The sequence below is a fragment of the Sphingopyxis selenitireducens genome (assembly GCF_051550705.1).
Classification (GTDB): Bacteria; Pseudomonadota; Alphaproteobacteria; order Sphingomonadales; family Sphingomonadaceae; genus Sphingopyxis.
In genome coordinates, this window is the sequence record NZ_JBPULG010000005.1 from 359376 (window position 1) to 379538 (window position 20163).

Consider the following 20163-nt stretch of genomic DNA (forward strand, 5'->3'; position numbering starts at 1 on the left):
CTCCATATCCCCGCTCCGGCCGGGCGGCCGCTTGCAGTCAACGAGCGGAAAGCAGGATGGATGCGGGTGGTCCGAAAAAGGACCGCGCGCAGCAACTTAGGTTATCCCGGACAGACGCCACGCCGAGGACGGACCGCGTACGCACGAGCAAGGAGAGGCAACCGCCGGGCCCGCCGACCGTTTGCAGCGCATGGTCAGGTCCCTTGCCGTCCCGGCAGCTCGCAAAGGCATGCCCAGCCCCAGGCTGCGCAAGGCCGAGTTTCTCGAACGCTATCTCGAGCAATTTCGCGACCAGGGCTTCGACGCGGTCCGCGGCGAGCTCGACGGCATCGCGGCGATCGCCTGGGAGGCCTATCGCGACGAGCGGAAGAGCCCGCAGACGCGCAAGGCGGGCAAGGGCTTCGCCGATCCAGATTATGACCTCTCGGTCGACGAGCTCGCGGCGCATTCGGCGGTCGACGAGGCGCGCAAGATGCATGCGCGCGCCGACGGCCCCTGCCGCATCCTGATCGTGAACGGATCGGCGCGGTCGGAGCATAGCTGCCCCGGCGAGATGTCGAAGAGCTGGCGCATCGCGCAGATCGCCAAACGCGTGCTCGACCAGAGGGATACCGAGGTTGAATTGCTCGACCTCGGCCGCCTCAATTCCGAATATGGCCGCAACATCCACCCCTGCAAGGCCTGTTATTCGACCGCCGCGGCGCTCTGCCATTTTCCGTGCAGCTGCTATCCCAATCATTCGCTCGGCCAGACGCAGGACTGGATGAACGAGATCTACCCGATGTGGATGCGCGCGCATGGCGTCTTCCTGATCTCGCCGGTCAACTGGTTCATGGCGAGCTCGCCGATCAAGCTGATGATGGACCGGATGGTGTGCATGGACGGTGCGAACCCCGATCCTTCGTCGACGCATGGCAAGGAAGCCGGGGAAGCCAAGGCGCTCGAGCTCGCCGGTTGGGACTATCACCGCGAGCTCGAAGGCCGGCTGTTCGCCGTCGTCGTCCACGGCGACGTCGAGGGCGCCGAGAATGTCCGGCGGTCGCTGTCCGACTGGATGACCTCCATCCATATGGTGCCCGCCGGACCCCGCGCCGAGCTCGTTCGCTATATCGGCTATTTCGAACCTTATGCCACGAGCCATGAGGCCTTCGACAAGGACAAGGCGATGCAGGGCGAGGTCAGAAATGCCGCGCTGACGCTGCTCGAGGCGGTGCGCGCCAAGCGCGCCGGCACGCAGGTCGCCGCCGGCGCAAGCCTGAAGCAACCGCGCGACAAGTAAAGAGCCTCCCCGGCGCCCCGCCGCCGCCCTCGCACCACCGCACCCATCGCTTCCCTTCCGGCCCCTCCCGGCACGGCACTGCAACCCGCAGCCCGCGAAGGTGTTTCTCTCGCATAAGAAACAAGGAGTTCATTTCCATGTCGTACAAGAAAATCTCCCTCCTCGCTGCCGGCGCGATGCTTGCGGTTTCTCTTCCCGCCACGGCACAAACGAGCAGCGAGCAATCGCAGGATGCGCAGGAGAATCGCGTCGGCGCGATCATCGGCGCGCTGTTCGGCGACCGCCTCGGCGCTTCGACTTCGATCGATCGGCAATGGGCTGCGGGGCGCAAGCCGCTCGCGACCCAGCAGAGTCAGTTCAACAGCCGCATCGATGCCGATGTGCGCTCGGGCGCGCTGACCACCAACAACGGTACGCGCATGAAGAGCGAATATGGCGAGCTGGTCGCGCTCGAGGCGCGTTTCGGTGCCGACGGCCGCTTCACCACCCAGGAACGCACCGAACTCGGCGACCGTTACGGCGCGCTAACGCAGGCGCTGTCGGAAGGCGGGTATGGCAACGAGGACTCACAAAATAGCCGCAGCGTCGCCGACGGACGCGCCGAGTTCGAACGCCGCGTGGACGCGGCGGTGTCGGCCCGCCGCCTCAGCCGCACGCAAGCCAGTACGCTCAAGCGCGACTATGCCGCGCTGATCCAGACCGAGGCGAGCTATGCCCGTGACGGCGTCAGCAGCCGCGAGCGCGACGATCTCGATGCGCGCCTCGATGCGCTCGACGCGCGCGTCGGAGATACGGCCTACGGCGGCAATCCGGTCCTCGATAACCGCACGCGTCTTGCGAACATCGAACGCGCGCTCGCAAGCAGCGGCATCGGAGCGACGGCGCAGGCGCAGGTCCGCGTCGAGCTCGGCGATCTCACGCGGCTGGAGGCGGCTTACGGCAGAACATCGCCCAGCAGCGACGACCGCGCCTATATCGAGCGGCGCATCGCCGATCTCGAAACGCGCGCCCGCGTACGGCGTTAGTCGCGCCCCGCGCCGCGCGCTAGGGTTGAGGGCCGATGCTGACGCGGCGTGGGAACGTGCGCCCCCCCCAGGCGTAGCTGTCGCATGACGCTTCGCATCGCACGCCCGTCGAGACGCATCGAAGGTACCGAGCCCAGCACCGGTGGGCGGCCAACAACGCAATGGTAGGCCAAGCCGAGACCGCAGCGCCAATGTCGCCCGCGCATCATATCAAGGCGAACATCGTGCTTTATGGCGCACTGTTCGCCAACCTCGGCATCGCCGTCGCCAAATTTGTAGCAGCGGCGATCAGTGGCTCCTCGTCGATGCTCTCGGAAGGCGTTCATTCGCTTGTCGACAGCGGCAATCAGGTGCTGCTGCTCTACGGTCAAGCCAAGGCGAAGCGGCCTCCCGACAATCGCCATCCCTTCGGCTACGGCCGCGAACTCTATTTCTGGGCCTTCGTCGTCGCGATCCTCATCTTCGCCGTCGGGGCCGGCATCTCGATCTATGAGGGATGGATCCATTACCGCGACCCCGAGCCGCTGCGCGACCCCACGATCAACTATGTCGTGCTCGCCGTCGCTTTTCTGCTTGAAGGTGCATCGTGGACAATCGCGGTGCGCGAATTCAATGCCGGACGGCGTGGCCTCGGTTGGTGGAAGGCCGTGCGGCGGTCGAAAGACCCGGCGGGCTTCATCGTCCTGTTCGAGGATAGCGCCGCGCTTGCCGGTCTTGCGATTGCGGCGGGAGGCATCTGGCTGAGCCATGCCACCGGCGACCCTCGGATCGACGGGATCGCCTCGATGGCCATCGGCGCGATCCTCGCGGCGGTCGCGATCCTGCTCGCGCGCGAGGCGAAAGAATTGTTGATCGGCGAGGCGGCCGACCCCGAACTGATCGCCCGCATCTGGACCATCGTCGAACAGCGTCCCGAGATTACCGCTGTCAATCATGTGCGCACCATCCACACCGCACCCAATTCGATCTTTGTCGCGGTGAGCGCCGATTTCGAGGATCATCTCGCCATGGGCGACGCCGAGACAGTAATCGAGGCGATCGAGGCCGAGCTCAAGGCGGCCTCGAACGATATCAGCTCGATCTATATCCGCCCCGAGAAGCAGTCCGATGCGCTCGTCCAGCCCCGCCCGCACGAGACGCCCGTTCCGCCGCCGACCAGCAAAAGCTAAGCACGAAGCTCACTCGATCGCATCTGGATCCGGATGACCGCGCTGGTACCCGGCATATCGCGCATGGCATCTACGGCGCTGTAGGATACATCCGCCTTGTGGGTCCGCGCCAGCGCTTCGATGAGACGCGTGCCGAGACCGGTTCCGCGCGCCGTGCCGTCGGACGGCATCCCTGCTCCATCGTCGACGACCGCGAGTTCCAGCGATTTCTCGTCCGCTCGGCGCAGTGATATCCGGATTTCGCCATCGTGGCGGTCGCCATAGGCATATTTGCACGCGTTGCTGACCCACTCGTTGGCGATCATGCCGAGTGCCACGGCCTTGTCGGTGGCAAGTCGCATGGGCTCGACGCTAGCGATCACGCGCCGCACGGCCGCACCCGTCGACCAGGTTGCCGAAAGATCTTTGGCGAGGCCGCCCAGATAATCGTCCATTGCGACATATTCGACGTCATCGGTCGTATAGAGGCGGCGGTTGACCTGCGCGACCGTAGCGATCCGCTGCTGCGTCTTCTGCAACGCCTCGCGGGCAGCGGGATCGGCGAGCGTCTTCGACTGGAGGGCGACGAACGACATCACCATCTGGAGATTGTTCGCGACCCGGTGGTTCACTTCCTTCAGCAGCGTTTCCAGCCGCGCATTGGTCGCGCGAAGCTCGGTCTCCGCCTCCGCCCGCGCGCGTCGAAGCTGCGCGCGCTCGAGCACCTGCTCGAAACTCGAGGCGAGAAGATCGAAGAAATCCTCTCCGACCGATTTCACCACATAATCGTCGGCGCCCGATTTCAGCGCCGCGACGGCAATGCGACTCTCCTCGGACCCGGTCACATAGACGACGGGCGGGCAATCGCGCAGCGCGCGCAGCGCCTCGAGCGTCGCAAGCCCGTCCTGCCCGGGCATATAATGATCGACGGCAATGAGATCGAAGGCAGTGACTTTCGCCATGTCGACGCCCTCGCCGCCGCTCGCCGCGAGACTGACGTCATAGCCCTTCCGGCCAAGCGCGCGCGACGCAAGCCGCCGCATGCCATCGTCGTCGTCGATATAGAGAATGTGGGCCAGGGCCGTTCTCAAACCGGATCGGGATCGGGGACCTGGATCACCGAGAGGAAGAGGCCGAGCTGGCGGATAGCGTCGGCGAAATTCTCGTAATTCACCGGTTTGGTGATGTAGACGTTGCAGCCGAGGTCATAGCAGCGCTGGATCTCCACCTTGTCGTCGGTGGTGGTGAGCACGACGACGGGCGTCCGGCGCAGCGGGCTACTGTCGGCCTTGAGCTTTGCCAGGATGTCGGTGCCGCTCATGTCGGGCAGGTTGAGGTCGAGCAGCACGAGCGCCGGGCCGTTGCGCACCGGGCCATCCGCCGCGTCGTAGAGAAAGTCGAGCGCCGAGGTGCCGTCGAGGAAATGATGGATTTTGTTCGAGATACCGGCGCGCCGGATATTCTTCTCGATCAGGCGCGCGTGGCCCTCGTCATCCTCGATCATCACGATATTGACGGGCAATTGGTCAGGCATCTTCTTCTCCGCTTTGCCACACGAGGGGCAGGATCAACCGAAAGGTGGAACCCGCACCGAGTTCGGACTGGATTTCGATATTGCCGCCGAGGCGATAGGCAAGCGCACGCGCATGGGCAAGGCCGATCCCCTCGCCTTGCTGGTCCTGCACGCCGGACCGACGGAACAGGTCGAACACACGTTCATGATCACGCGGCTCGATGCCGCGGCCATTGTCGGCGACCGATACCCACGCGCGCCCCAGATCGGTGCCGCCGGTCACGCGGATGATCCCCGCCCGCCCCGGCTGCAGATATTTGAGGGCATTCTCGATAAGGTTCGAGAGGATCTGCTCGACCGCGACGCGGTCGTTGATCACCGTCGGCAGATCCGACACCTCGACCGTCGTACCCGTTTCGTCGATGCGGTGCTGCAGGCTGCCAACGATCCCGCCCACGACATCGCCGAGCGCAAGCGTCTCGGGTGCGAGCGTGCGGCGGCCCTGGCGCGAAAGATTGAGGATCGCGTTGATGAGCCGGTCCATCTTCTGCGTTGAGGTGCGAATGAAGCCGATCGATTCCGGCAGATCCTCCTCGATCGCGAGCCGCGTCGCGGCGTCGGGCGCCTCCCAGCCCTGCGCGTCCCCCTGCTCGAGATAGCCCGAGATCGACTTGCGCGCTGTCTCGAGTTCGGCGGTGAAGCCCATCACGTTGACGAGGGGCGAGCGCAGATCGTGCGACACGATATAGGCGAAGCGCTGGATTTCGGCATTGGCTCGCTTGAGTTCGCCGGTGCGGGCATCGACCAGCTCCTCGAGCCCTTCGTTGAGACGGCGCAGTTCCGCGCGCGAGGCGCGGAGTTCGTCAAGATTGTTGCGAACGAGCAGCAGGGTGGCGGCCGCCACGATCAGGAGAAGGATACCGGTCCCGATCAGCGTCAGCGTGAACAGCGACTGCGTCCGCTGTTGCCGCGCTTCACGATCCTTGAGGAGCGCAAGCTCGTCGCCGAGCATCGACTCGACGATCGCACGCGACGCACGCACCTCGAGCACGCCGCGGTCATTCGCAAAATCGGCAAGCAGCCTCTCGCGATCCGCGCCGCGCAGGCCAAGCGTCGCGCGATAGTGGCGCGCATAATTGTCGAGATGCGCACGCAGTTTCGCCGTTCGTGTCCCTTGCCGCGGATTGTCGCTGACCAGCGCCTCGAGACCCGCAAGCTGAGCTCGCGACCGGCTCTCGGCCTCGTCCATGATTGTCGCAAAGGCCGGGTTCTGCGTGAGGATCAGGCCGCGGCGGGCGGTTTCCATCCGCTCGGTCGCGCTCGCAAACGCGCCGAGATTGGCCTCGACCGCAAGCGTATGTGCGACCATCCGGGCGTCGGTTTCGTTCTGTCGCTGCACGTAGAAGGCGGTCGATGCCGCAGCGAGAAGCGCGGCAAATCCGATCGTCAGCAAAATGATGATCAGGCGGCTCGCCCGCGTGTCGCGGCCGAGCGACGAGATCCTGGCCGATTCCATATAACTGCCCCTCGGCCCGGTCGATCGATCGCGCAGTGCATGCCCTGCAGCGCCCGGCGTGGCAAGCAGCCTGTCCGGACCCGGGAGCCGATATCCCGCTCCGTCCGCTTACGAGTTAACATGGATCAATATGATTTCGAGTGAGTATCGCCGAAATAGGGGATTACGGACATGGTGTGCCGGATAAATCAGCTGTCGCCTGTTAGGTCGCTTGCTGATCGACGACGTTGGGGATGACATGCGCAAACGGATTTTGATCGTCGAGGATGATCCGCTCGTAGCCATGATGCTCGAGGACGCGCTCGACGCGCTGGGGCATGAAGTCGTTGGCGACGCCGGAGATATCGCTTCGGCACTCGGCCAAATCGAAGGGAAGACTTTCGAAGCGGCAATCGTCGACGTCTATCTCGAATCGGGCTTGCCGTGCGATGCCGTTGCGGAAGCTCTCGCCGCGCGCTCGATCCCGTTTCTCGTTGCGACAGGTGGTTTCGTCGGGCAGCCCGGACCCTGCTGGAACGATCGGCCGATCCTCGCAAAGCCCTTTACCCTCGACAGCCTCGAAGCTGCGCTCACCGGCCTCGCATGACAGGAACGCTCGCGCAGCGGCGCTGATCAGAGGCCCGCCTTCTCCAGGGCGGCGACGACCTCGGGGTCGATCGCGCCCGCCCGCTTCGGCGATAGGCGGTTGAGCAAGGTCTGTATCCGCTTTTGCGCCACCTGCAGCGCCTTGTGCCGCACTTCACGCTCCCGGTTCGTCCGCCAGGAACGGCTCTCGCCAAGCAATGCGGCCCATTTGGCTTCCTCGGCGGCAAGCACAGCGAGAGCAAGCCGCAGACCGTCGCGCTGACCCCGCGCATGATCGTCAGCCATGATCTGCTCCCGGCGCCAGCCGCCGGCGCGTGTCGCTAGAGGAAAAAGAAGATGCGAGCGGGCGGGCCGACAGGCGCGCGACGGGAACCTTCGGTGCGCCTGCGGGCTCTTTCCCTGAAGGAGCGAGACCATGAAAGAGGAACCCAAAAAGGGCGAACATGTAAGCTGGAGAAGCCACGGCGGTCGCGCGGAGGGAAAAGTCGTGCGGAAGATCACCGAGCCGATGGACATCAAGGGTCATCATGTCGCGGCATCGCCTTCAAATCCCGAGTTTCTGGTCGAAACCGCCGAGGGCAAGCGCGCCGCGCACAAGGCAGCCGCGTTGCAGCGCAAGTAGAAGCGACAACGCCGGAGCGAACCGTGTCGGCCCTCCCGGAGTGTCAGACTCTCCTGGTTGCTACTCATGATGCTGCGTCGATCATGATCTGGAGAGCAGCTGCGACGGCCTGATCGAGTACATGGCGGCGGCCTATATCGCCGAAATGAAAATCCTGCACCCGCACGGCGTCGACGTCCGCCACGCCGATGTAGACGAGGCCCACCTCCTCGCGACCTTCGCGCGGACCGCAAAACCCCGTTATCGCGATTGCCAGGTCGGCGCGGCTCTTTCGAAGGGCACCGGTCGCCATGGCCGCTGCGACCTCGGGATTTACCGCCGCGGCCCGCTCGGCGTCCTCCCGGGGAACGCCGAGCATCTCGCATTTGGCGTCGATCGAGTAAGCGACAAAGCCCCGCTCGAGATGGGGACCGAGCGCAGCATCGGCTGCAAGGACGGCGGCGAGCTGACCGCCGGTGCAGCTTTCGGCGGTCACGAAGCGCAGGGGCTTCCCTGCAACATGCCGGGCAAGCTTGCGGCTGCGCCGTTCGATCAACGTCGCCGCGCTCACCCTACATCGTGGCGAGTTCGGCGGGCGGCAGTCCCGCAGTCTCGGCCTGGTGCTTCAGCTCTTCCTTCCGGGCAAGCATTCTCTCGCCGATCGCGTCGAGATCGACGTCGGCGGCGCGCGCCTGCTGGAACATATTGTCGTGCTGCTTTTCCTCTTCCTTCACATGATGCTTGATCTCTTCGGACAGCACCGTGACCTTGGCCTCGAAATATTCGTCGTCGGGTCCCGATGCGACGATCTCGTTGATCAGGATTTTCGCCCCGTCATGTTCGACATAGGCTTCCTTCAGCAGATCGTCGTCGATCTTGCCCTTGAGCGCCGGATAGAAGACCTCTTCCTCGATCTGCGCGTGAATCTTGAGTTCGGTGCAGATACGGTCGGCGATCTTCGCCTTGCGATCGGTCCCGCTCGCTTTCTCGAATTCCTCGAACAGGGCTTCGACCGCACGGTGGTCGGCGGCGAGGATATGAGTAGCGTCGGTGTCGATATCGGTCGGTTTCATGGCAGTCTCCGTCGTCGTGCCCCGCCCATGTTCAGCGCGCGGCGAGCCCGAAAGTTGCCGCCCATTCGATCACACCGCGCCATCGTCGGCATCACGCTGGCGCGCCTCGCCGCCCGACCGTTTGATGAAGCTGATCTTGCCTTGCGGCTCGAGGATCGCCCATTCGACGTCCGAGAGGTGAGCGATGCCCGCAAGACGCATCTCGGACTCTATTTCGTCGGCGGTGAGCCGGTCGCGGTGGAGATTGTCGCGAATGATTTCGCCCTGTTTCACCACGACGCGCGGGTGACCTTCAAGCATGTTCTTGAGCCTTGGAAAGAGATAGGTCGCCCAGCTCAGCGTGAGCGCCCAGAAGGCAAAGGTGACGATGGCAAGCAGCGCACCGGTCAGGCTGAAATCATTGTGCGTGACGCCCTGCTGGATGAGGTCGCCCATCACGACGAGCAGAACAAGCTCGAAGGGCGTCATCTGCCCGAGTTCGCGCTTCCCCATGAGACGGAGCAGCGCATAAAGCAGGAAGAACATCGCGCTCGCGCGGAGGACGATATCCATCAGGGAAGAACCTTGATGTGAAGCGGCATGCCGCCGAGCCGCCGGTCGCCATCGAACAGCGCAATGTCGCCCTCCGTTCCAGCGAAGAGCGGCGGGTTGATCTGGCCGTCGATCTTGACGACGAGTGTCTCGCCGGCACGAAGGTGGCCGTAGGAGAAGCGATAGGCGCCGTCCTCGAAGCTTTCCTCGGAGGCAGCGGGGATCATCGTGTTGATTGTCATGTCGGTCCAGAGCGAGGGCGAGACCGCCAGCACGGTGTCGGAAATATCGCTGGTGGCCTCAATGCGAATGCGGGTTTCGAAAAACTCGCCATTGCGAATGACCGAAGGTGTCTTCACCTCAAGCCGCGCCGCCCCGAAATCTTCAATGCGTAGCGGACTCGGCTGCCCGCCGACGAGGCCCGACAGCGCGATGGCAATGATCGCCGCGAGGATGATGAAGGAGATAGGGCTCGCGTGGCGATGCCAGCGCTGCCCCGAGAGCATTTTCTTGCTGATCCCGTCGGGCCGAACGCTGGCGGCCCCTGCCCCGCTACTGTCGGCCGTTTTCTCCGCCGCCTGATGCCTCCCACCCGTCAAGCGAGCGGCTCCGGCCACGGCCGGGCAAGATAAGTGCGAACTGCGTCGGCACGATCGCCGACCGCGGCGACTGCGATCAATATTTCGGACTGGCTGACGCCGAGAAGCCGTGCCCATGCGCGCATCGCGTCGGGTTCGCTGCGATCGATCCGGCCGCTTTCGAACTGTTGATGGATCATGCCCGTCTCCCGTCGATGATGACGGGCGAACGCACATGGCATGGGAAAGTTGCGGAAGCAGAGCGCCGGTCTCTGCTCGTCGGATATCCTCACAACTGGCGCAAGATAGTTGCTGAGTGGCGCCCTCTTCTACTCCTCCGCTTCAACTCATCCGCGCGCGCCGCGAAACGCAATCTTGCGGCGAAAGTTGCGCAGACAAACGAAGATAAATCCGGGCCACCGAAGGCAACTTTCGCGCGCGCCGAAGGGTTTGTCGAACCAGAACCCACAGCCAATGGAGACTATCATGAGCGTCAAGGGACAGATCAAGGAAGCCGCCGGTTATGTGAAGGAAGAAGCCTTCGAAAATGGCGACAGCCCGGAAGCGAAGCGCAAGGCTCAGGAAGGCCGCGATCTTCGCAACGAAGGCCGTATCGAAGACGGCAAGCCGCCGAAGACGGGTACTCCCGGCACCGAAAACTAATCCTCCCAGCCAGATTGATGGCCCCCTCGGGTCCGCGCACGCGGACCCATCTTTTTGCCCCGGTGGCAAGCCACCTGGCTGAAGACAAATTCGCATTGACCCAGAGCAAGTCGGCCGAACTTACGCGCCCGTGGCGCATTGATGCGGCATGATGCCCCGCATTGCCTTCGTCGGAGCCGGCCCGACTACACTCTACACGCTGCACGCGCTGCTCGCGCAAAATCCCCCTCCGTTTCGACTCGCCATTTACGAGGCACAGGCAAGCGCGGGCTGCGGCACGCCTTATCGCCCGGGCTGGAACGACCCGGCCATGCTGGCGAATATCGCGAGCATCGAAATACCGCCGCTCGCCGAGACGCTCTGCGACTGGCTGCGGCGCCAGAGGCCGGAGCGGCTCGCCGATCTCGGCGTCGATCCCGGCGCGATCGGCGAACGCACCTTTTATCCGCGCGTCGCGCTTGGCGAATATTTCCGCGATCAGTTCGACATGATCCTGGAGATGGCACGCGCACGCGGCGTCAATGTCGAACTGCGGACGCGCTGCCGCGTCGAGGATGCCGTCAGCACCCCCGGCGCGATGGTCCTCAAGCTTCGCTCCCGGTCGGGCGAACGCACCGAGGAGCCGTTCGACCAATTCGTCCTCGCCACCGGCCACCATTGGCCCGCCGAACCCGAGGTTCGCCCCGGTTATTTCTTGAGCCCTTGGCCCGCCTCGGCGCTCACCGCGGTGCCCCACTGCGCCGTCGGCATTCCCGGCAGCTCGCTCACCGCCATCGATGCGTGCGTCGCGCTGGCGACGATCCACGGGTCGTTCGACGAGGCCGAGGATGGCGAAACACACTATCGTCCCGCACCCGCCACCGACGCATTCCACATGACGATGATGTCAAGGAAGGGTCTCCTCCCCGAGGCCGATTTCTACGCGCCGCTTCCCTATGAGCCGCTCACCCTATGCACCGAAGAGGCCATCGCGAACCTCGTGGCAAGCGATGAAGACCAGCTGCTCGACGCCGGCTTCGCGCTGTTCAAGGCCGAGCTTGCTGCCGCCGATCCCGATTATGCCGCAGACATCGGCCTCGAGAATCTCGATCTCGAGGGCTTTTGCGAGGCCTATTTCGCAAGGCGCGCGGCGAGCGACCCGTTCGAATGGGCCGAGGCCAATCTCGCCGAGGCGAAACGCGACTATGCAGAAAAACACACTGTCGCCTGGCGCTACGCGATCCTGCGCATGCACGAGGTTCTCGCGCTCTTGGTGCCCCATCTCGATGCCAGCGACTATCGCCGCTTCGTTCGCCACTTCAAGCCGATCTTTGTCGACGATTATGCCACCGTTCCGCACAAATCGATCCGGCGGCTGATCGCACTCCATCGGGCCGGCAAGCTCGATGTCGCAGCGATCGGCGACGACTACCGCATCGACACAAGCGGCGACGAGGCGGGTGCGACGCTGGTTCTCGGCGGCGAGCGCCGGCATTTTCCGATATTCATCGAAGCGATGGGCCAGCGCCCCTTGGGCGCCGCGGCCTTTCCTTTTCCCTCGCTGCGGCGGCAGGGGATCGTGCGCGACGCGGCGCTTGAAGCCGGTAAGAGGGACATGCGCGGTATCGCGATCGACGAGGAGTTTCATCCGCTTGCGGACGACGCCGCGGAAGATCGTCTTTTCTGCCTCAGCCTGCCCTTCCTTCTCGGCCGTCACCCCTTCATCCAGGGGATCACAAGTTCGCACGAGATGGGGCTCGTTGTGGGCGAGCAGCTGGCCGCGGTCATCGCCAAGGCGCAGGCCGAGGAGGCGGCAGCATGAAGCTGTTCGCCATCTATATCGGCGGCGAGATGGCCGGCGCAAATATCGAGCTGCACGACATGCGCTTCGTCGCCGCGCCGACCATCGCCGACACTTATGATGCGCTTCGCCGGCAATGGTGGGGCACACCCGGCAGCCTCCATATCGACTGCTGGGCCGAGATCGATCATGCCGATGGCTATGACATCACCCTGAAACCCGAGCCGTTCGAGGGCTCCGAGCGGCTCTATTATGTCAATCTCGGCGGCTATGTTCCTGGCGAATTCCTAGAGCGGCACCGCAATATTTTCATTGTCGCCGACACGCTCGCACGGGCCAAGTCGCGAGCCCTCGCCTCGGTGCGGCAATGGCTGCAGCCGCACCGCGACGAGATGTACGAGGCCGAGCAGGCCTTTGCGCTCGATACGGTCGCCGCCGAAGCGCGGCTCCACATTCATCTCGCGCCCGCTCCGCGGCGCGAGCCCGTCGTGACCTGTGAATATCGCCCGATCCGCGCGGCGCGCCGGCGAAGCCGTACCGCCGCGTCCGGACCCTGACGCGGAGTGACGACACCACCCGTGCCCGCCGCAACTCCCGCCTTGGCGGCGCATTGATGCAGAGACAGACGTTCCCAGAGAAAAGGCTCTTCCCATGACCATGACCACCAAAAAGCTCTCCGAGAAGATGAAGGACATCGATTTCGCGATGCTCGCGACGCACACTGCGGGCGGCGCGATCGGCTCGCGGCCGATGAGCAACAATCGCGAGGTGGACTATGATGGCGATGCCTGGTTTTTCACCGACGAGACGGCACTCATGGTCTCCGACATCGCCGCCAACCCGAATGTCAATCTGAGCTATCAGGGCAAGTCGGGCCTGCTCGGCATGCGGCCCTTCTTTCTCGCCATCGAGGGCCACGCCGCGCTCATCCGCGACAAGGCCGCGTTCGCCGAACATTGGACGAAAGGGCTCGAACGCTGGTGGCCGGACGGCGTCGATACTCCGGGCCTCGTCCTCATCAAGGTCTCGGGCACCCGCGCCCATTATTGGGATGGAGAGGATGAGGGTGAACTCCAGCTCTGACCGAGCCGGCGAATGATATCCCGAGACGGTTGCCGGTCGTGGGACGGGGAAGCGCGGCGCTCCCGCACGCGTTCTCGGTCAATATCGTTTTCCGTGAACCGCGCCGCGAGAAAGGCAAGATCAATGCCGAACCCATCCGACAGCGATCGTGCAGATGCCGACAACACCGCGCTCGACGGTGGCTGCGCTTGCGGCGCGGTCCGGTACCGCCTTGAGGAAAGGCCCTATGACACCGGCTGGTGTCACTGCCGGGTCTGCCAGCATGTCTCGGGTTCGGGCGGCATGGTCTTCACGACCGTGCATCTGGACCGGTACCGCATCCTTGCGGGCGAAGAGCATATCGGCCGCTTTGCCTCGACCAGCTTTGGAACGCGCAGCTTCTGCCGCGAATGCGGCTCGCCGCTGACCATCCATGTGCGTCATCAGGCCGACGAAATCGACATTGCCGCAGGGACGCTCGACGATCCGGAAGAGGTTGCGCCGGCTTTCCATCTTTACACCGCCGAAGCGCCGAGCTGGATGCCGATGGTGGCTTTCCTTCCGCGCTACAAGGCACTCCGGCCGAAGACGCGCGGGCTCGACGAAGGTGTCACGGAGGCCGGCTGAGGGCCAGTCAAGAACCGGCGGAGGGAATTGCGACGTCGCGCCCACCCCGACAATCGTAGCTACGAAAAACAAAAGGGCTCCGCCGATCGGCGAAGCCCTTCGTCGCTCTCAAATCCCGACCAGCGGGAGCCCCCCAGCTCCCGGCCTGGACGAGAATCAGACGTGCCACATAGGCCAGCATTTTCGCGGCAACATTGATCTATGTTTCTCTTGGGACCTTCTTCTTGCCGACCGGTCATGCGCAGGGCTCGGCGCCGGCGCCGTGCACGCAGCGGATATTCCGGTCAGCGCGAACGCCGCACGCCCCGTTGGCGCAACCGACTGACCGACCGAGCGTTTCCTGCCCGGTTCGTGATGATTGCGAGCTTCGCCGCTTCGAGCCGGAGCTTGCCCTGCCCTTGAAAGGACATCCAATGCGCATCTTTATCCTCGGCGCCTGCTCGGCCCTTATTCTCGCAGCATGCGACAGCAAGCAGGAGGCCGCAGAAGACAAGATGGAGCGCGCAGCGGTGACCAGCGCCACGGTCGCCGGGCCGCTCCCCGCAGCGCTAGGGCTCAGCGAAGCGCAGCTGCTCGATGCCGATATCCTCGGTGCGGACGGCAAGGAACTCGGAGACGTGTCGCAGGTGCTCCGCGGTGCCGACGACAAGGTCGACCGCTTGCTTGTCGAACTCGATGGTGTCGGCCCGGACCGCTATGTGCATGTGCCCGTGCAGGGCCTGAAGGTCGTCGTTCGCGGGGACGACACCGATCTTCAGACCAGCATGGCAAAGGCCGAGTTCGACGCGCTCCCCGAAGTCAAGCTCGCGGCGCCTTGAGCGATGGCGCGCAAAGCGAAACAATGACCGCGGCCGTCTTCCATCGCCGTGTCGATGTCGGCGGCGTCGGCATCTTCTACCGGGAGGCGGGTCCGCCCGGCGCCCCGGTGCTGTTACTGCCGCATGGCTATCCCTGCTCGTCCTTCGAATTCCGCAATCTCCTGCCGCAGCTTGGCGACCGGTGGCGATTGCTCGCCCCCGATTATCCGGGCATGGGGTACAGCGATACGCCCGAGCGCTTCGACTATAGCTTCGACGGCTATGCGAAACTGCTCGACAGTTTCGTGCGTGCGCTCGGTGTCGAGCGCTTCGCCCTCTATCTTCACGACTTCGGCTCGCCGATCGGCGCGCGCCTCGCTATCATGAAGCCAAAGCGCATCCTCGCGCAGATCATCCAGAATGACGACATCCCCTATGAGGATGCGCTCGGCGACAAATATGCCGAGATCGAGAAGAGCTGGTCGCTTCCCGAGCCCGAGATGCGTGCCGAAATCGGCAAGGCCATCAGCGAGGAGGTCTTTCGCGAGGAGTTTATGAACGACGTGCGGACAGACCTCGTCCCGCGCATTCCGCCGGACCTCTGGAAGCTTCACTGGTCGCTGATCACCCCGAGACGCCGCGAGATCGCCATCGACCTCATCGCGGGCCTCAAGGCCAACCGCTCTTGGTTCGGCGAGCATCGTCGATATTTGCGCGAGCAAAGTCCGCCGACGCTCATCGTCTGGGGGCCGCAGGACTTCTACATGCCCGAGAAATCGGCGCGCGCCTATTTGCGCGACCTGCCGGGCGCCGACCTCCACCTGCTCGACGGCGGGCACTGGCTGCTCGAGACCAATCTCGACGAGGTGGCTGCGTTGATGCGGGACTTTCTCGACCGGACGCTACGCTGAAACCAAAAGCCGCGAACACACGGGAGTGGCGGGCTTTCCCGCAAGGAACGATGCGCAGCGCGGCGGATTGATGCGCTATGGACATCCGCTCCGGTCAATCGGCTTCGGCAACCCGGACACCCGCCAACGGCTGGGCTGGTCCTCCACGTCGCTGGGCGAAGTCCGTCTGGACGCCGGCTTGGCTAGAGCGCCGACCGCGCCCGCTTCGGATCGCCGTGCGGACAGTCGCGATCCTTCTTCTCACCCTCTTCGCGATCTGGCTCATCCTCTTCATCACAAAGGGCCGCTTCCTCAAGGGGCCGTTCGAGCGCTTCGCGACCGCGCAGCTCGAGCGCGAGGTCGACGTCGGCGGCGACTTCCAGCTTTATTTCGCGCCGTTCAACGTCAAATTCTACGCCGAGGATGTGCGGATCGCCAACCCGGCCTGGGCACGCAGCAGGCAGTTCTTCACCGCGAAAAAGGTCGACACGCGGCTCGCCACCCTGCCCTTGATCTTCGGGGACCGCATCCTGCGGTTCGCCGATCTCGACGGCGCGCGCGTCGCGCTCGAATGGGATGCCGGAAACAAACGAAACAGCTGGACCTTCGGCGACCCGAACCGCCCGCCAGAACCGCTCGAGCTTCCGCAGATCCGCCGCGCCGCGATCACGCAGAGCGGCCTCAGCTACCGCGATCCCAAACTGCAGCTCTTCGCCGATATCGATATCGACACGGTGCGCGCCACGGGAACACGCATCGACGACGATATCCGCTTCTCGGGGCGAGGGACGATGCGCGCGCAGCCTTTCACCCTGTCGGGCGGTCTCAAATCGCCAAACGAGACGATCGCCGGCGGCAGAAATGCCCTCACCCTCCATGCGACCGGGCTCGGCAACACGCTCGACGTCGCGGGGACGCTGCCGGGTCCGACCGAGCTCGAGGGCGCCGATCTCAAGCTGCAGGCGCGCGGCGGCAATTTGTCGCGCATCTTCGACTTTCTCGGTGTCGCAATCCCCGACACCCGTGCGTACCGGCTGACCTCCGCCCTGACTTACGAGAAGGAAGTATGGAAGCTGACGGGCATGAAAGGCCTGTTCGGCGACAGCGACCTTGCCGGCTCGCTCGCGGTGAGCCAGCCCAGGGGGCGGCTCTATCTCAAGGCCGATCTTGCCACGCGCTCGCTCAACATCATCGATGCCGGGCCTTTCGTCGGCTATGACCCGCAGCGCCTCGACAAGATGGGCACCGGCGGCACCGTCGAGACCGTGGGCGGTCGCCCGCGCATACTCCCCGACGCACCGCTGCGCGTCGCGGCCCTGAAGCGCTTCGATGCCGATGTCCGGTACCGCGTCACCCGCGTACGCGCCGAGAGTTTTCCGATCAGCCAGGTCGACCTGACACTCGGGCTCAAAAACGGGTTGATGGAACTCAAGCCGTTCAATTTCGTCGTCGCCGGCGGCACGGTAAAGAGCAACATATCGATCGACGCCCGCCCCGCAGTGGTGCGCACCGAATATGACATCCGGCTTTCGCCCACCCGCCTCGGCACCCTGCTCGCCCGTTTCGGCACCGAAGAGTCGGGCACGACGGGAACGGTGAGCGGCCGTATCAGGATGGTCGGCTTCGGCGACAGCATACGCGAGTCGCTTGCGACCTCGAACGGGAGGATCGCCTTCGTGATGCCGCAGGGTACATTCTGGACGCGCAACATCCAGCTCGCCGAACTCGACCTTGGCACGTTCGTGCAGAAGATGTTCCAGGATAAGCTCAAGAAGCCCGTGGAGATCAATTGCGGGCTGATCGCCTTCACCGTGCGCGGCGGCATCGCCGCTGCCGATCCGATCCTGATCGATACGAAGAAGAATGTTATGCTCGGCCGCGGCGGCTTCTCGTTCCGCAGCGAAGCGCTCGATATGGCGGTGCGTGCCGACGGCAAGACCTTCAGCCTCTTCTCGGGCCAGTCTCCCGTCGGCGTCGGCGGCTATTTCGCGGCGCCGAAGATCGATCCCGTCAGCGACGAGCTCGCCGGACGCGCCGGCGCCGGGCTCGGTCTCGGCGTTCTCGCCAGCCCGGTGGCTGCGATCCTTCCGTTCATCGACCCGGGCGATGCGAAGGCGGCGCAGTGCGGCCCCGTTCTCGCCGGTGCGACCGCGGCGGCGCAGCGCACGAGCAAGGGCAAGCCGCGCGACGACGTCGGCAAGGGCACGACCGCCAAGTCCGAGGATGGCAAGCAGTCGCGCGAAGGCGAGAAGAAGCAGCGCAAGAAGTTTCTCGGGATATTCTGATCCGTCGCCGCCGGCGGGCTTTCACCCGCCAATGGCTATGCCAGACGGAAGCCCGCCTCCCGAAACGATAAAGGGCGCCGTGACCGGCGCCCTTCACCCTGCCCTTAGGGAAGGCAGTCTTATTTCTTCTGCGTGTCGCCGACGCCGGATTCGGAGGGAGCGATCTCGCCATTGTCGTCCATCGCATTGGCTTTTTCTTCGCCTTGCTCTTCGACGACGTCGGCCTTCTGCTCCATCGCTTCCTTCGCGGGACCCTCGGGCATCGCGTCGGCCTGATCGTCGATCGCGTCGGCCTTTGCTTCGGCCTGGTCTTCGACCTTGTCGGCGGCGGGGCTCTGGCAGGCGCCGAGCGCTAGGGCCGAGGTGGCAGCAAGGGTTACGAACAGCTTTTTCATCGAGACTCTCCCTGTTGTTGACTGCCGAGATAACGCGGCGCGGCCCACAGGGTTCCGCCAGCCAGCCAGGTGAAAATCATCAGCGTCTCGCCGCCATGATCCGTGCGATCATGTCCTCGTCGCGTAGCCGCCGCCAGCGGGCCTCGACGAAGCTGTGGACCCCGAACAGGAAAAGACCCGCGGCGACGAGCAGATAGAGCGGCGGATTGTCGGTGAGCGCCGACAGCGCGTCGCCGAGTCCCCTGACCTCGCCCGCTGCGCCGAACCAGCCGCCGCGCACGAGCGAGACGCCGATCACCGCGAACACCACCGCGCGCGCAGCAAGTCCGACGCGGCCCACGGGTACCGCCCAGGCGGGTGCTGCGGCATCGAGGTCCTTCGCGAATTCGGTGGTCCAGGCCTTGATAGCTTGCTGCGCGGCTGCCGCGAGGAAGGCGGCGCCGACCAGCCCGAGCAACAGGCCGCCGAGCGGCAAGTCGAGCAACATGGCCGCCGCCTCTTTCTCGCGGCCTTCCTCGGCCCCGCCGCCCGAGGCGAGGCGAAGCGCCGCCCAGGCGAGGATGAAATGCGCGATGCCGCTGGCGGCATAACCAATGCGTATGGCGATTCCCTTGGCGGCCGCCCCCTTGTTCTCGCTATCGAGCGCCGCCCCGTAGAGGCGGTAGCCGCCGTAGAGCGCGAGCCCCATCGCGAGAAGGGCGAGCAGGATAGGCCCAGCGGGCATGTCGCGGACCGAGCGAAACACGGCTTGCGGGCTGGGGTCGTCGGCGGACGAGCCGCTGATCGCGATCCAGGCAAGCAGGCAATAGACGACGCCGCGCGCGAACCAGCCGGTGCGCGCAAATGTCTCGAGCCGCCGAAGCCTGTTCATGATGCCTGTCCCGATGGTTGACCATCAAGCCAACGCCCGCTGCCCCCCGCAGTTCCCGCCGCTCCGAGCCGCGGAGCCAGCCCCGGCCTTTCCCTTCCCGGCAGGCCCCGCTTCGCTCGTCGCCGCCCTCGCGGCGAAGGCCCCTTGAGAGGTCTGCCGGTTCAGCCGGATTTTCTCGCAAAGGCCCCGGCCACAAAGTCACGGCCGGTCCGCAGGCCAACCGGATCGACGCTGTGCGCGACGCCGTAGGAGATATGGGTCTCGACCTCGACGCCGAGCCGCTTCAACTGGTTCTCCGACATGTGCAGCGCCGTGATCGGAACGACGGGGTCGTCCGTGCCATGCACCAGCAGCACCGGCGGTTTCGATGGGACATGATGCGCAAGGTCTGCCGCGCCTGCGAGCATGCCCGAATAGCCGACGATCGCCGCAACGGCGCGTGGGCGGCGAAGACCCACCTGAAGCGCCATCATCGTGCCTTGGCTGAATCCCACCAGCGCAAGATCGGACTCGCTGAGCCCATATTGCGCGAGCTTCCGATCGATGAACGCGTCGATTGCAGGCGCTGCGGATGCCGCACCCGCGGCCAGCGCCGACGGCGCGAAGCCCGAAAGCCCCCACCATTGGTATCCCGCGCCCATCATCGAACATCGCTGCGGCGCGTGCGGCGCGAGAAACAGCGTGTCCGGCAGGGCCTCCTGCCATTGCGGCGCCAGCGAGATCATGTCGGTGCCGCTCGAGCCGAAGCCGTGGAGCAGCAGCACGATGTTTTTGGGGGCGCCGCCGGAGCGAGGCTGCAGGCTGGCGCCGTTGACGATCTTGGACAGGTTTCTTCTCTCAGCTTCGGCGCCGGCCAGCGGCCCGAAACCGGCTCCGCGGGCGGCAAGGATTGCGATGGTGCATAGGTAGATAGGCGACCGCGCTTTTCCACCCCCATGGGATTG

Annotated in this window: 25 protein-coding genes; 13 read left to right on the plus strand and 12 right to left on the minus strand. The window is 64.7% G+C overall.

Annotated elements, in window-relative coordinates; all coding sequences use genetic code 11:
- The first annotated feature begins 229 nt into the window (after positions 1 to 229).
- The 3 genes from ACSYDV_RS17810 to ACSYDV_RS17820 all read left to right on the plus strand — a co-directional run bounded on the left by ACSYDV_RS17810 (position 230) and on the right by ACSYDV_RS17820 (position 3473).
- The gene (locus ACSYDV_RS17810; protein WP_438325164.1) at positions 230 to 1279 is read left to right on the plus strand and encodes a flavodoxin family protein; all 1050 of its coding nucleotides are present in this window, start codon (positions 230 to 232) and stop codon (positions 1277 to 1279) included.
- Positions 1280 to 1416: 137 nt separating this feature from the next.
- Positions 1417 to 2304, plus strand: a complete 888-nt coding sequence (locus tag ACSYDV_RS17815) for a hypothetical protein (RefSeq protein WP_438325165.1) — start codon at positions 1417 to 1419, stop codon at positions 2302 to 2304.
- 191 nt (positions 2305 to 2495) lie between these two features.
- The gene (locus ACSYDV_RS17820) at positions 2496 to 3473 is read left to right on the plus strand and encodes a cation diffusion facilitator family transporter (protein WP_438325166.1); all 978 of its coding nucleotides are present in this window, start codon (positions 2496 to 2498) and stop codon (positions 3471 to 3473) included.
- On the opposite strand, the gene ACSYDV_RS17825 is transcribed toward ACSYDV_RS17820, so the two are convergent.
- Genes ACSYDV_RS17825 through ACSYDV_RS17835 form a run of 3 tightly spaced genes read right to left on the minus strand, consistent with a single transcriptional unit; the run spans position 3470 to position 6481 of the window.
- Positions 3470 to 4543 carry a sensor histidine kinase gene (locus ACSYDV_RS17825; RefSeq protein WP_438325167.1) on the minus strand — a complete coding sequence of 358 codons (1074 nt, stop codon included), beginning with the start codon at positions 4541 to 4543 and terminating at the stop codon, positions 3470 to 3472. The two genes, ACSYDV_RS17820 and ACSYDV_RS17825, sit on opposite strands and share 4 nt — an antisense overlap.
- Positions 4540 to 4986 carry a response regulator gene (locus ACSYDV_RS17830; RefSeq protein ID WP_327450552.1) on the minus strand — a complete coding sequence of 149 codons (447 nt, stop codon included), beginning with the start codon at positions 4984 to 4986 and terminating at the stop codon, positions 4540 to 4542. The genes ACSYDV_RS17825 and ACSYDV_RS17830 overlap by 4 nt, the downstream gene beginning before the upstream one ends.
- The gene (locus ACSYDV_RS17835; RefSeq protein ID WP_438325168.1) at positions 4979 to 6481 is read right to left on the minus strand and encodes a sensor histidine kinase; all 1503 of its coding nucleotides are present in this window, start codon (positions 6479 to 6481) and stop codon (positions 4979 to 4981) included. Before ACSYDV_RS17835 ends, ACSYDV_RS17830 begins: the two co-directional genes overlap by 8 nt.
- A gap of 238 nt (positions 6482 to 6719) precedes the next feature.
- Between ACSYDV_RS17835 and ACSYDV_RS17840 the strand changes: the two genes are divergently transcribed.
- Positions 6720 to 7067: a response regulator gene (locus ACSYDV_RS17840; RefSeq protein WP_438325169.1), complete on the plus strand. Its 348-nt coding sequence runs from the start codon at positions 6720 to 6722 to the stop codon at positions 7065 to 7067.
- Positions 7068 to 7093: 26 nt separating this feature from the next.
- On the opposite strand, the gene ACSYDV_RS17845 is transcribed toward ACSYDV_RS17840, so the two are convergent.
- Positions 7094 to 7351, minus strand: a complete 258-nt coding sequence (locus tag ACSYDV_RS17845) for a hypothetical protein (protein ID WP_438325170.1) — start codon at positions 7349 to 7351, stop codon at positions 7094 to 7096.
- A gap of 130 nt (positions 7352 to 7481) precedes the next feature.
- On the opposite strand from ACSYDV_RS17845, the gene ACSYDV_RS17850 reads away from it, so the two are divergent.
- On the plus strand, positions 7482 to 7688 hold the full coding sequence (locus ACSYDV_RS17850; RefSeq protein ID WP_438325171.1) for a hypervirulence associated TUDOR domain-containing protein: 207 nt from the start codon (positions 7482 to 7484) through the stop codon (positions 7686 to 7688).
- 64 nt (positions 7689 to 7752) lie between these two features.
- Here ACSYDV_RS17850 and ACSYDV_RS17855 read toward each other — a convergent pair whose 3' ends face one another.
- The 5 genes from ACSYDV_RS17855 to ACSYDV_RS17875 all read right to left on the minus strand — a co-directional run bounded on the left by ACSYDV_RS17855 (position 7753) and on the right by ACSYDV_RS17875 (position 10049).
- The gene (locus ACSYDV_RS17855; RefSeq protein ID WP_438325172.1) at positions 7753 to 8238 is read right to left on the minus strand and encodes a CinA family protein; all 486 of its coding nucleotides are present in this window, start codon (positions 8236 to 8238) and stop codon (positions 7753 to 7755) included.
- Position 8239: 1 nt separating this feature from the next.
- Positions 8240 to 8740, minus strand: a complete 501-nt coding sequence (locus tag ACSYDV_RS17860) for a hemerythrin domain-containing protein (RefSeq protein ID WP_438325173.1) — start codon at positions 8738 to 8740, stop codon at positions 8240 to 8242.
- A 69-nt stretch (positions 8741 to 8809) separates the two neighbouring features.
- Positions 8810 to 9292, minus strand: coding sequence for a DUF421 domain-containing protein (locus tag ACSYDV_RS17865; RefSeq protein ID WP_438325174.1), 483 nt, complete (start codon positions 9290 to 9292; stop codon positions 8810 to 8812).
- Positions 9292 to 9870 carry a hypothetical protein gene (locus ACSYDV_RS17870; RefSeq protein ID WP_438325175.1) on the minus strand — a complete coding sequence of 193 codons (579 nt, stop codon included), beginning with the start codon at positions 9868 to 9870 and terminating at the stop codon, positions 9292 to 9294. The genes ACSYDV_RS17865 and ACSYDV_RS17870 overlap by 1 nt, the downstream gene beginning before the upstream one ends.
- Positions 9867 to 10049: a DUF3606 domain-containing protein gene (locus ACSYDV_RS17875; protein WP_438325176.1), complete on the minus strand. Its 183-nt coding sequence runs from the start codon at positions 10047 to 10049 to the stop codon at positions 9867 to 9869. The genes ACSYDV_RS17870 and ACSYDV_RS17875 overlap by 4 nt, the downstream gene beginning before the upstream one ends.
- Positions 10050 to 10335: 286 nt before the next feature.
- On the opposite strand from ACSYDV_RS17875, the gene ACSYDV_RS17880 reads away from it, so the two are divergent.
- The 8 genes from ACSYDV_RS17880 (at position 10336) to ACSYDV_RS17915 (ending at position 17953) form a co-directional block, all read left to right on the plus strand.
- Positions 10336 to 10512, plus strand: a complete 177-nt coding sequence (locus tag ACSYDV_RS17880; RefSeq protein ID WP_167346272.1) for a hypothetical protein — start codon at positions 10336 to 10338, stop codon at positions 10510 to 10512.
- Between the two features lie 148 nt (positions 10513 to 10660).
- Positions 10661 to 12313 carry an FAD/NAD(P)-binding protein gene (locus tag ACSYDV_RS17885; protein WP_438325177.1) on the plus strand — a complete coding sequence of 551 codons (1653 nt, stop codon included), beginning with the start codon at positions 10661 to 10663 and terminating at the stop codon, positions 12311 to 12313.
- Positions 12310 to 12849 (plus strand): DUF1543 domain-containing protein, encoded by a 540-nt coding sequence (locus tag ACSYDV_RS17890; protein ID WP_438325178.1) that lies wholly within the window; start codon positions 12310 to 12312, stop codon positions 12847 to 12849. Before ACSYDV_RS17885 ends, ACSYDV_RS17890 begins: the two co-directional genes overlap by 4 nt.
- A gap of 94 nt (positions 12850 to 12943) precedes the next feature.
- Positions 12944 to 13375: a pyridoxamine 5'-phosphate oxidase family protein gene (locus ACSYDV_RS17895; protein ID WP_438325179.1), complete on the plus strand. Its 432-nt coding sequence runs from the start codon at positions 12944 to 12946 to the stop codon at positions 13373 to 13375.
- A 123-nt stretch (positions 13376 to 13498) separates the two neighbouring features.
- Positions 13499 to 13981 carry a GFA family protein gene (locus ACSYDV_RS17900; protein ID WP_438325180.1) on the plus strand — a complete coding sequence of 161 codons (483 nt, stop codon included), beginning with the start codon at positions 13499 to 13501 and terminating at the stop codon, positions 13979 to 13981.
- 413 nt (positions 13982 to 14394) lie between these two features.
- Positions 14395 to 14799, plus strand: a complete 405-nt coding sequence (locus ACSYDV_RS17905) for a PRC-barrel domain-containing protein (protein ID WP_438325181.1) — start codon at positions 14395 to 14397, stop codon at positions 14797 to 14799.
- Between the two features lie 23 nt (positions 14800 to 14822).
- Positions 14823 to 15689: an alpha/beta fold hydrolase gene (locus ACSYDV_RS17910; RefSeq protein ID WP_438325182.1), complete on the plus strand. Its 867-nt coding sequence runs from the start codon at positions 14823 to 14825 to the stop codon at positions 15687 to 15689.
- A gap of 77 nt (positions 15690 to 15766) precedes the next feature.
- The gene (locus ACSYDV_RS17915) at positions 15767 to 17953 is read left to right on the plus strand and encodes an AsmA family protein (protein ID WP_438325183.1); all 2187 of its coding nucleotides are present in this window, start codon (positions 15767 to 15769) and stop codon (positions 17951 to 17953) included.
- Between the two features lie 119 nt (positions 17954 to 18072).
- Here ACSYDV_RS17915 and ACSYDV_RS17920 read toward each other — a convergent pair whose 3' ends face one another.
- The 3 genes from ACSYDV_RS17920 to ACSYDV_RS17930 all read right to left on the minus strand — a co-directional run bounded on the left by ACSYDV_RS17920 (position 18073) and on the right by ACSYDV_RS17930 (position 20076).
- Complete coding sequence (locus tag ACSYDV_RS17920) at positions 18073 to 18348, minus strand: hypothetical protein (protein WP_438325184.1); 276 nt, start codon at positions 18346 to 18348, stop codon at positions 18073 to 18075.
- A 79-nt stretch (positions 18349 to 18427) separates the two neighbouring features.
- Positions 18428 to 19219, minus strand: coding sequence for a DUF1206 domain-containing protein (locus ACSYDV_RS17925; RefSeq protein WP_438325185.1), 792 nt, complete (start codon positions 19217 to 19219; stop codon positions 18428 to 18430).
- Positions 19220 to 19380: 161 nt separating this feature from the next.
- Positions 19381 to 20076 (minus strand): alpha/beta hydrolase, encoded by a 696-nt coding sequence (locus ACSYDV_RS17930; protein ID WP_438325360.1) that lies wholly within the window; start codon positions 20074 to 20076, stop codon positions 19381 to 19383.
- Between the last annotated feature and the right edge of the window lie 87 nt (positions 20077 to 20163).

Excerpts from the sequence above, each read along its gene's own strand:
- ACSYDV_RS17895 (WP_438325179.1), top strand. The coding sequence starts at position 12,944 with ATGACCATGACCACCAAAAAGCTCTCCGAGAAGATGAAGGACATCGAT.
- ACSYDV_RS17820 (WP_438325166.1), top strand. The coding sequence starts at position 2,496 with ATGTCGCCCGCGCATCATATCAAGGCGAACATCGTGCTTTATGGCGCA.
- ACSYDV_RS17875 (WP_438325176.1), bottom strand. The coding sequence starts at position 10,049 with ATGATCCATCAACAGTTCGAAAGCGGCCGGATCGATCGCAGCGAACCC.
- ACSYDV_RS17915 (WP_438325183.1), top strand. The coding sequence starts at position 15,767 with ATGGACATCCGCTCCGGTCAATCGGCTTCGGCAACCCGGACACCCGCC.
- ACSYDV_RS17850 (WP_438325171.1), top strand. The coding sequence starts at position 7,482 with ATGAAAGAGGAACCCAAAAAGGGCGAACATGTAAGCTGGAGAAGCCAC.
- ACSYDV_RS17920 (WP_438325184.1), bottom strand. The coding sequence starts at position 18,348 with ATGAAAAAGCTGTTCGTAACCCTTGCTGCCACCTCGGCCCTAGCGCTC.
- ACSYDV_RS17810 (WP_438325164.1), top strand. The coding sequence starts at position 230 with ATGCCCAGCCCCAGGCTGCGCAAGGCCGAGTTTCTCGAACGCTATCTC.
- ACSYDV_RS17845 (WP_438325170.1), bottom strand. The coding sequence starts at position 7,351 with ATGGCTGACGATCATGCGCGGGGTCAGCGCGACGGTCTGCGGCTTGCT.
- ACSYDV_RS17885 (WP_438325177.1), top strand. The coding sequence starts at position 10,661 with ATGATGCCCCGCATTGCCTTCGTCGGAGCCGGCCCGACTACACTCTAC.
- ACSYDV_RS17865 (WP_438325174.1), bottom strand. The coding sequence starts at position 9,292 with ATGGATATCGTCCTCCGCGCGAGCGCGATGTTCTTCCTGCTTTATGCG.
- ACSYDV_RS17860 (WP_438325173.1), bottom strand. The coding sequence starts at position 8,740 with ATGAAACCGACCGATATCGACACCGACGCTACTCATATCCTCGCCGCC.
- ACSYDV_RS17890 (WP_438325178.1), top strand. The coding sequence starts at position 12,310 with ATGAAGCTGTTCGCCATCTATATCGGCGGCGAGATGGCCGGCGCAAAT.
- ACSYDV_RS17900 (WP_438325180.1), top strand. The coding sequence starts at position 13,499 with ATGCCGAACCCATCCGACAGCGATCGTGCAGATGCCGACAACACCGCG.
- ACSYDV_RS17925 (WP_438325185.1), bottom strand. The coding sequence starts at position 19,219 with ATGAACAGGCTTCGGCGGCTCGAGACATTTGCGCGCACCGGCTGGTTC.
- ACSYDV_RS17815 (WP_438325165.1), top strand. The coding sequence starts at position 1,417 with ATGTCGTACAAGAAAATCTCCCTCCTCGCTGCCGGCGCGATGCTTGCG.
- ACSYDV_RS17905 (WP_438325181.1), top strand. The coding sequence starts at position 14,395 with ATGCGCATCTTTATCCTCGGCGCCTGCTCGGCCCTTATTCTCGCAGCA.
- ACSYDV_RS17835 (WP_438325168.1), bottom strand. The coding sequence starts at position 6,481 with ATGGAATCGGCCAGGATCTCGTCGCTCGGCCGCGACACGCGGGCGAGC.
- ACSYDV_RS17840 (WP_438325169.1), top strand. The coding sequence starts at position 6,720 with ATGCGCAAACGGATTTTGATCGTCGAGGATGATCCGCTCGTAGCCATG.
- ACSYDV_RS17880 (WP_167346272.1), top strand. The coding sequence starts at position 10,336 with ATGAGCGTCAAGGGACAGATCAAGGAAGCCGCCGGTTATGTGAAGGAA.
- ACSYDV_RS17830 (WP_327450552.1), bottom strand. The coding sequence starts at position 4,986 with ATGCCTGACCAATTGCCCGTCAATATCGTGATGATCGAGGATGACGAG.
- ACSYDV_RS17910 (WP_438325182.1), top strand. The coding sequence starts at position 14,823 with ATGACCGCGGCCGTCTTCCATCGCCGTGTCGATGTCGGCGGCGTCGGC.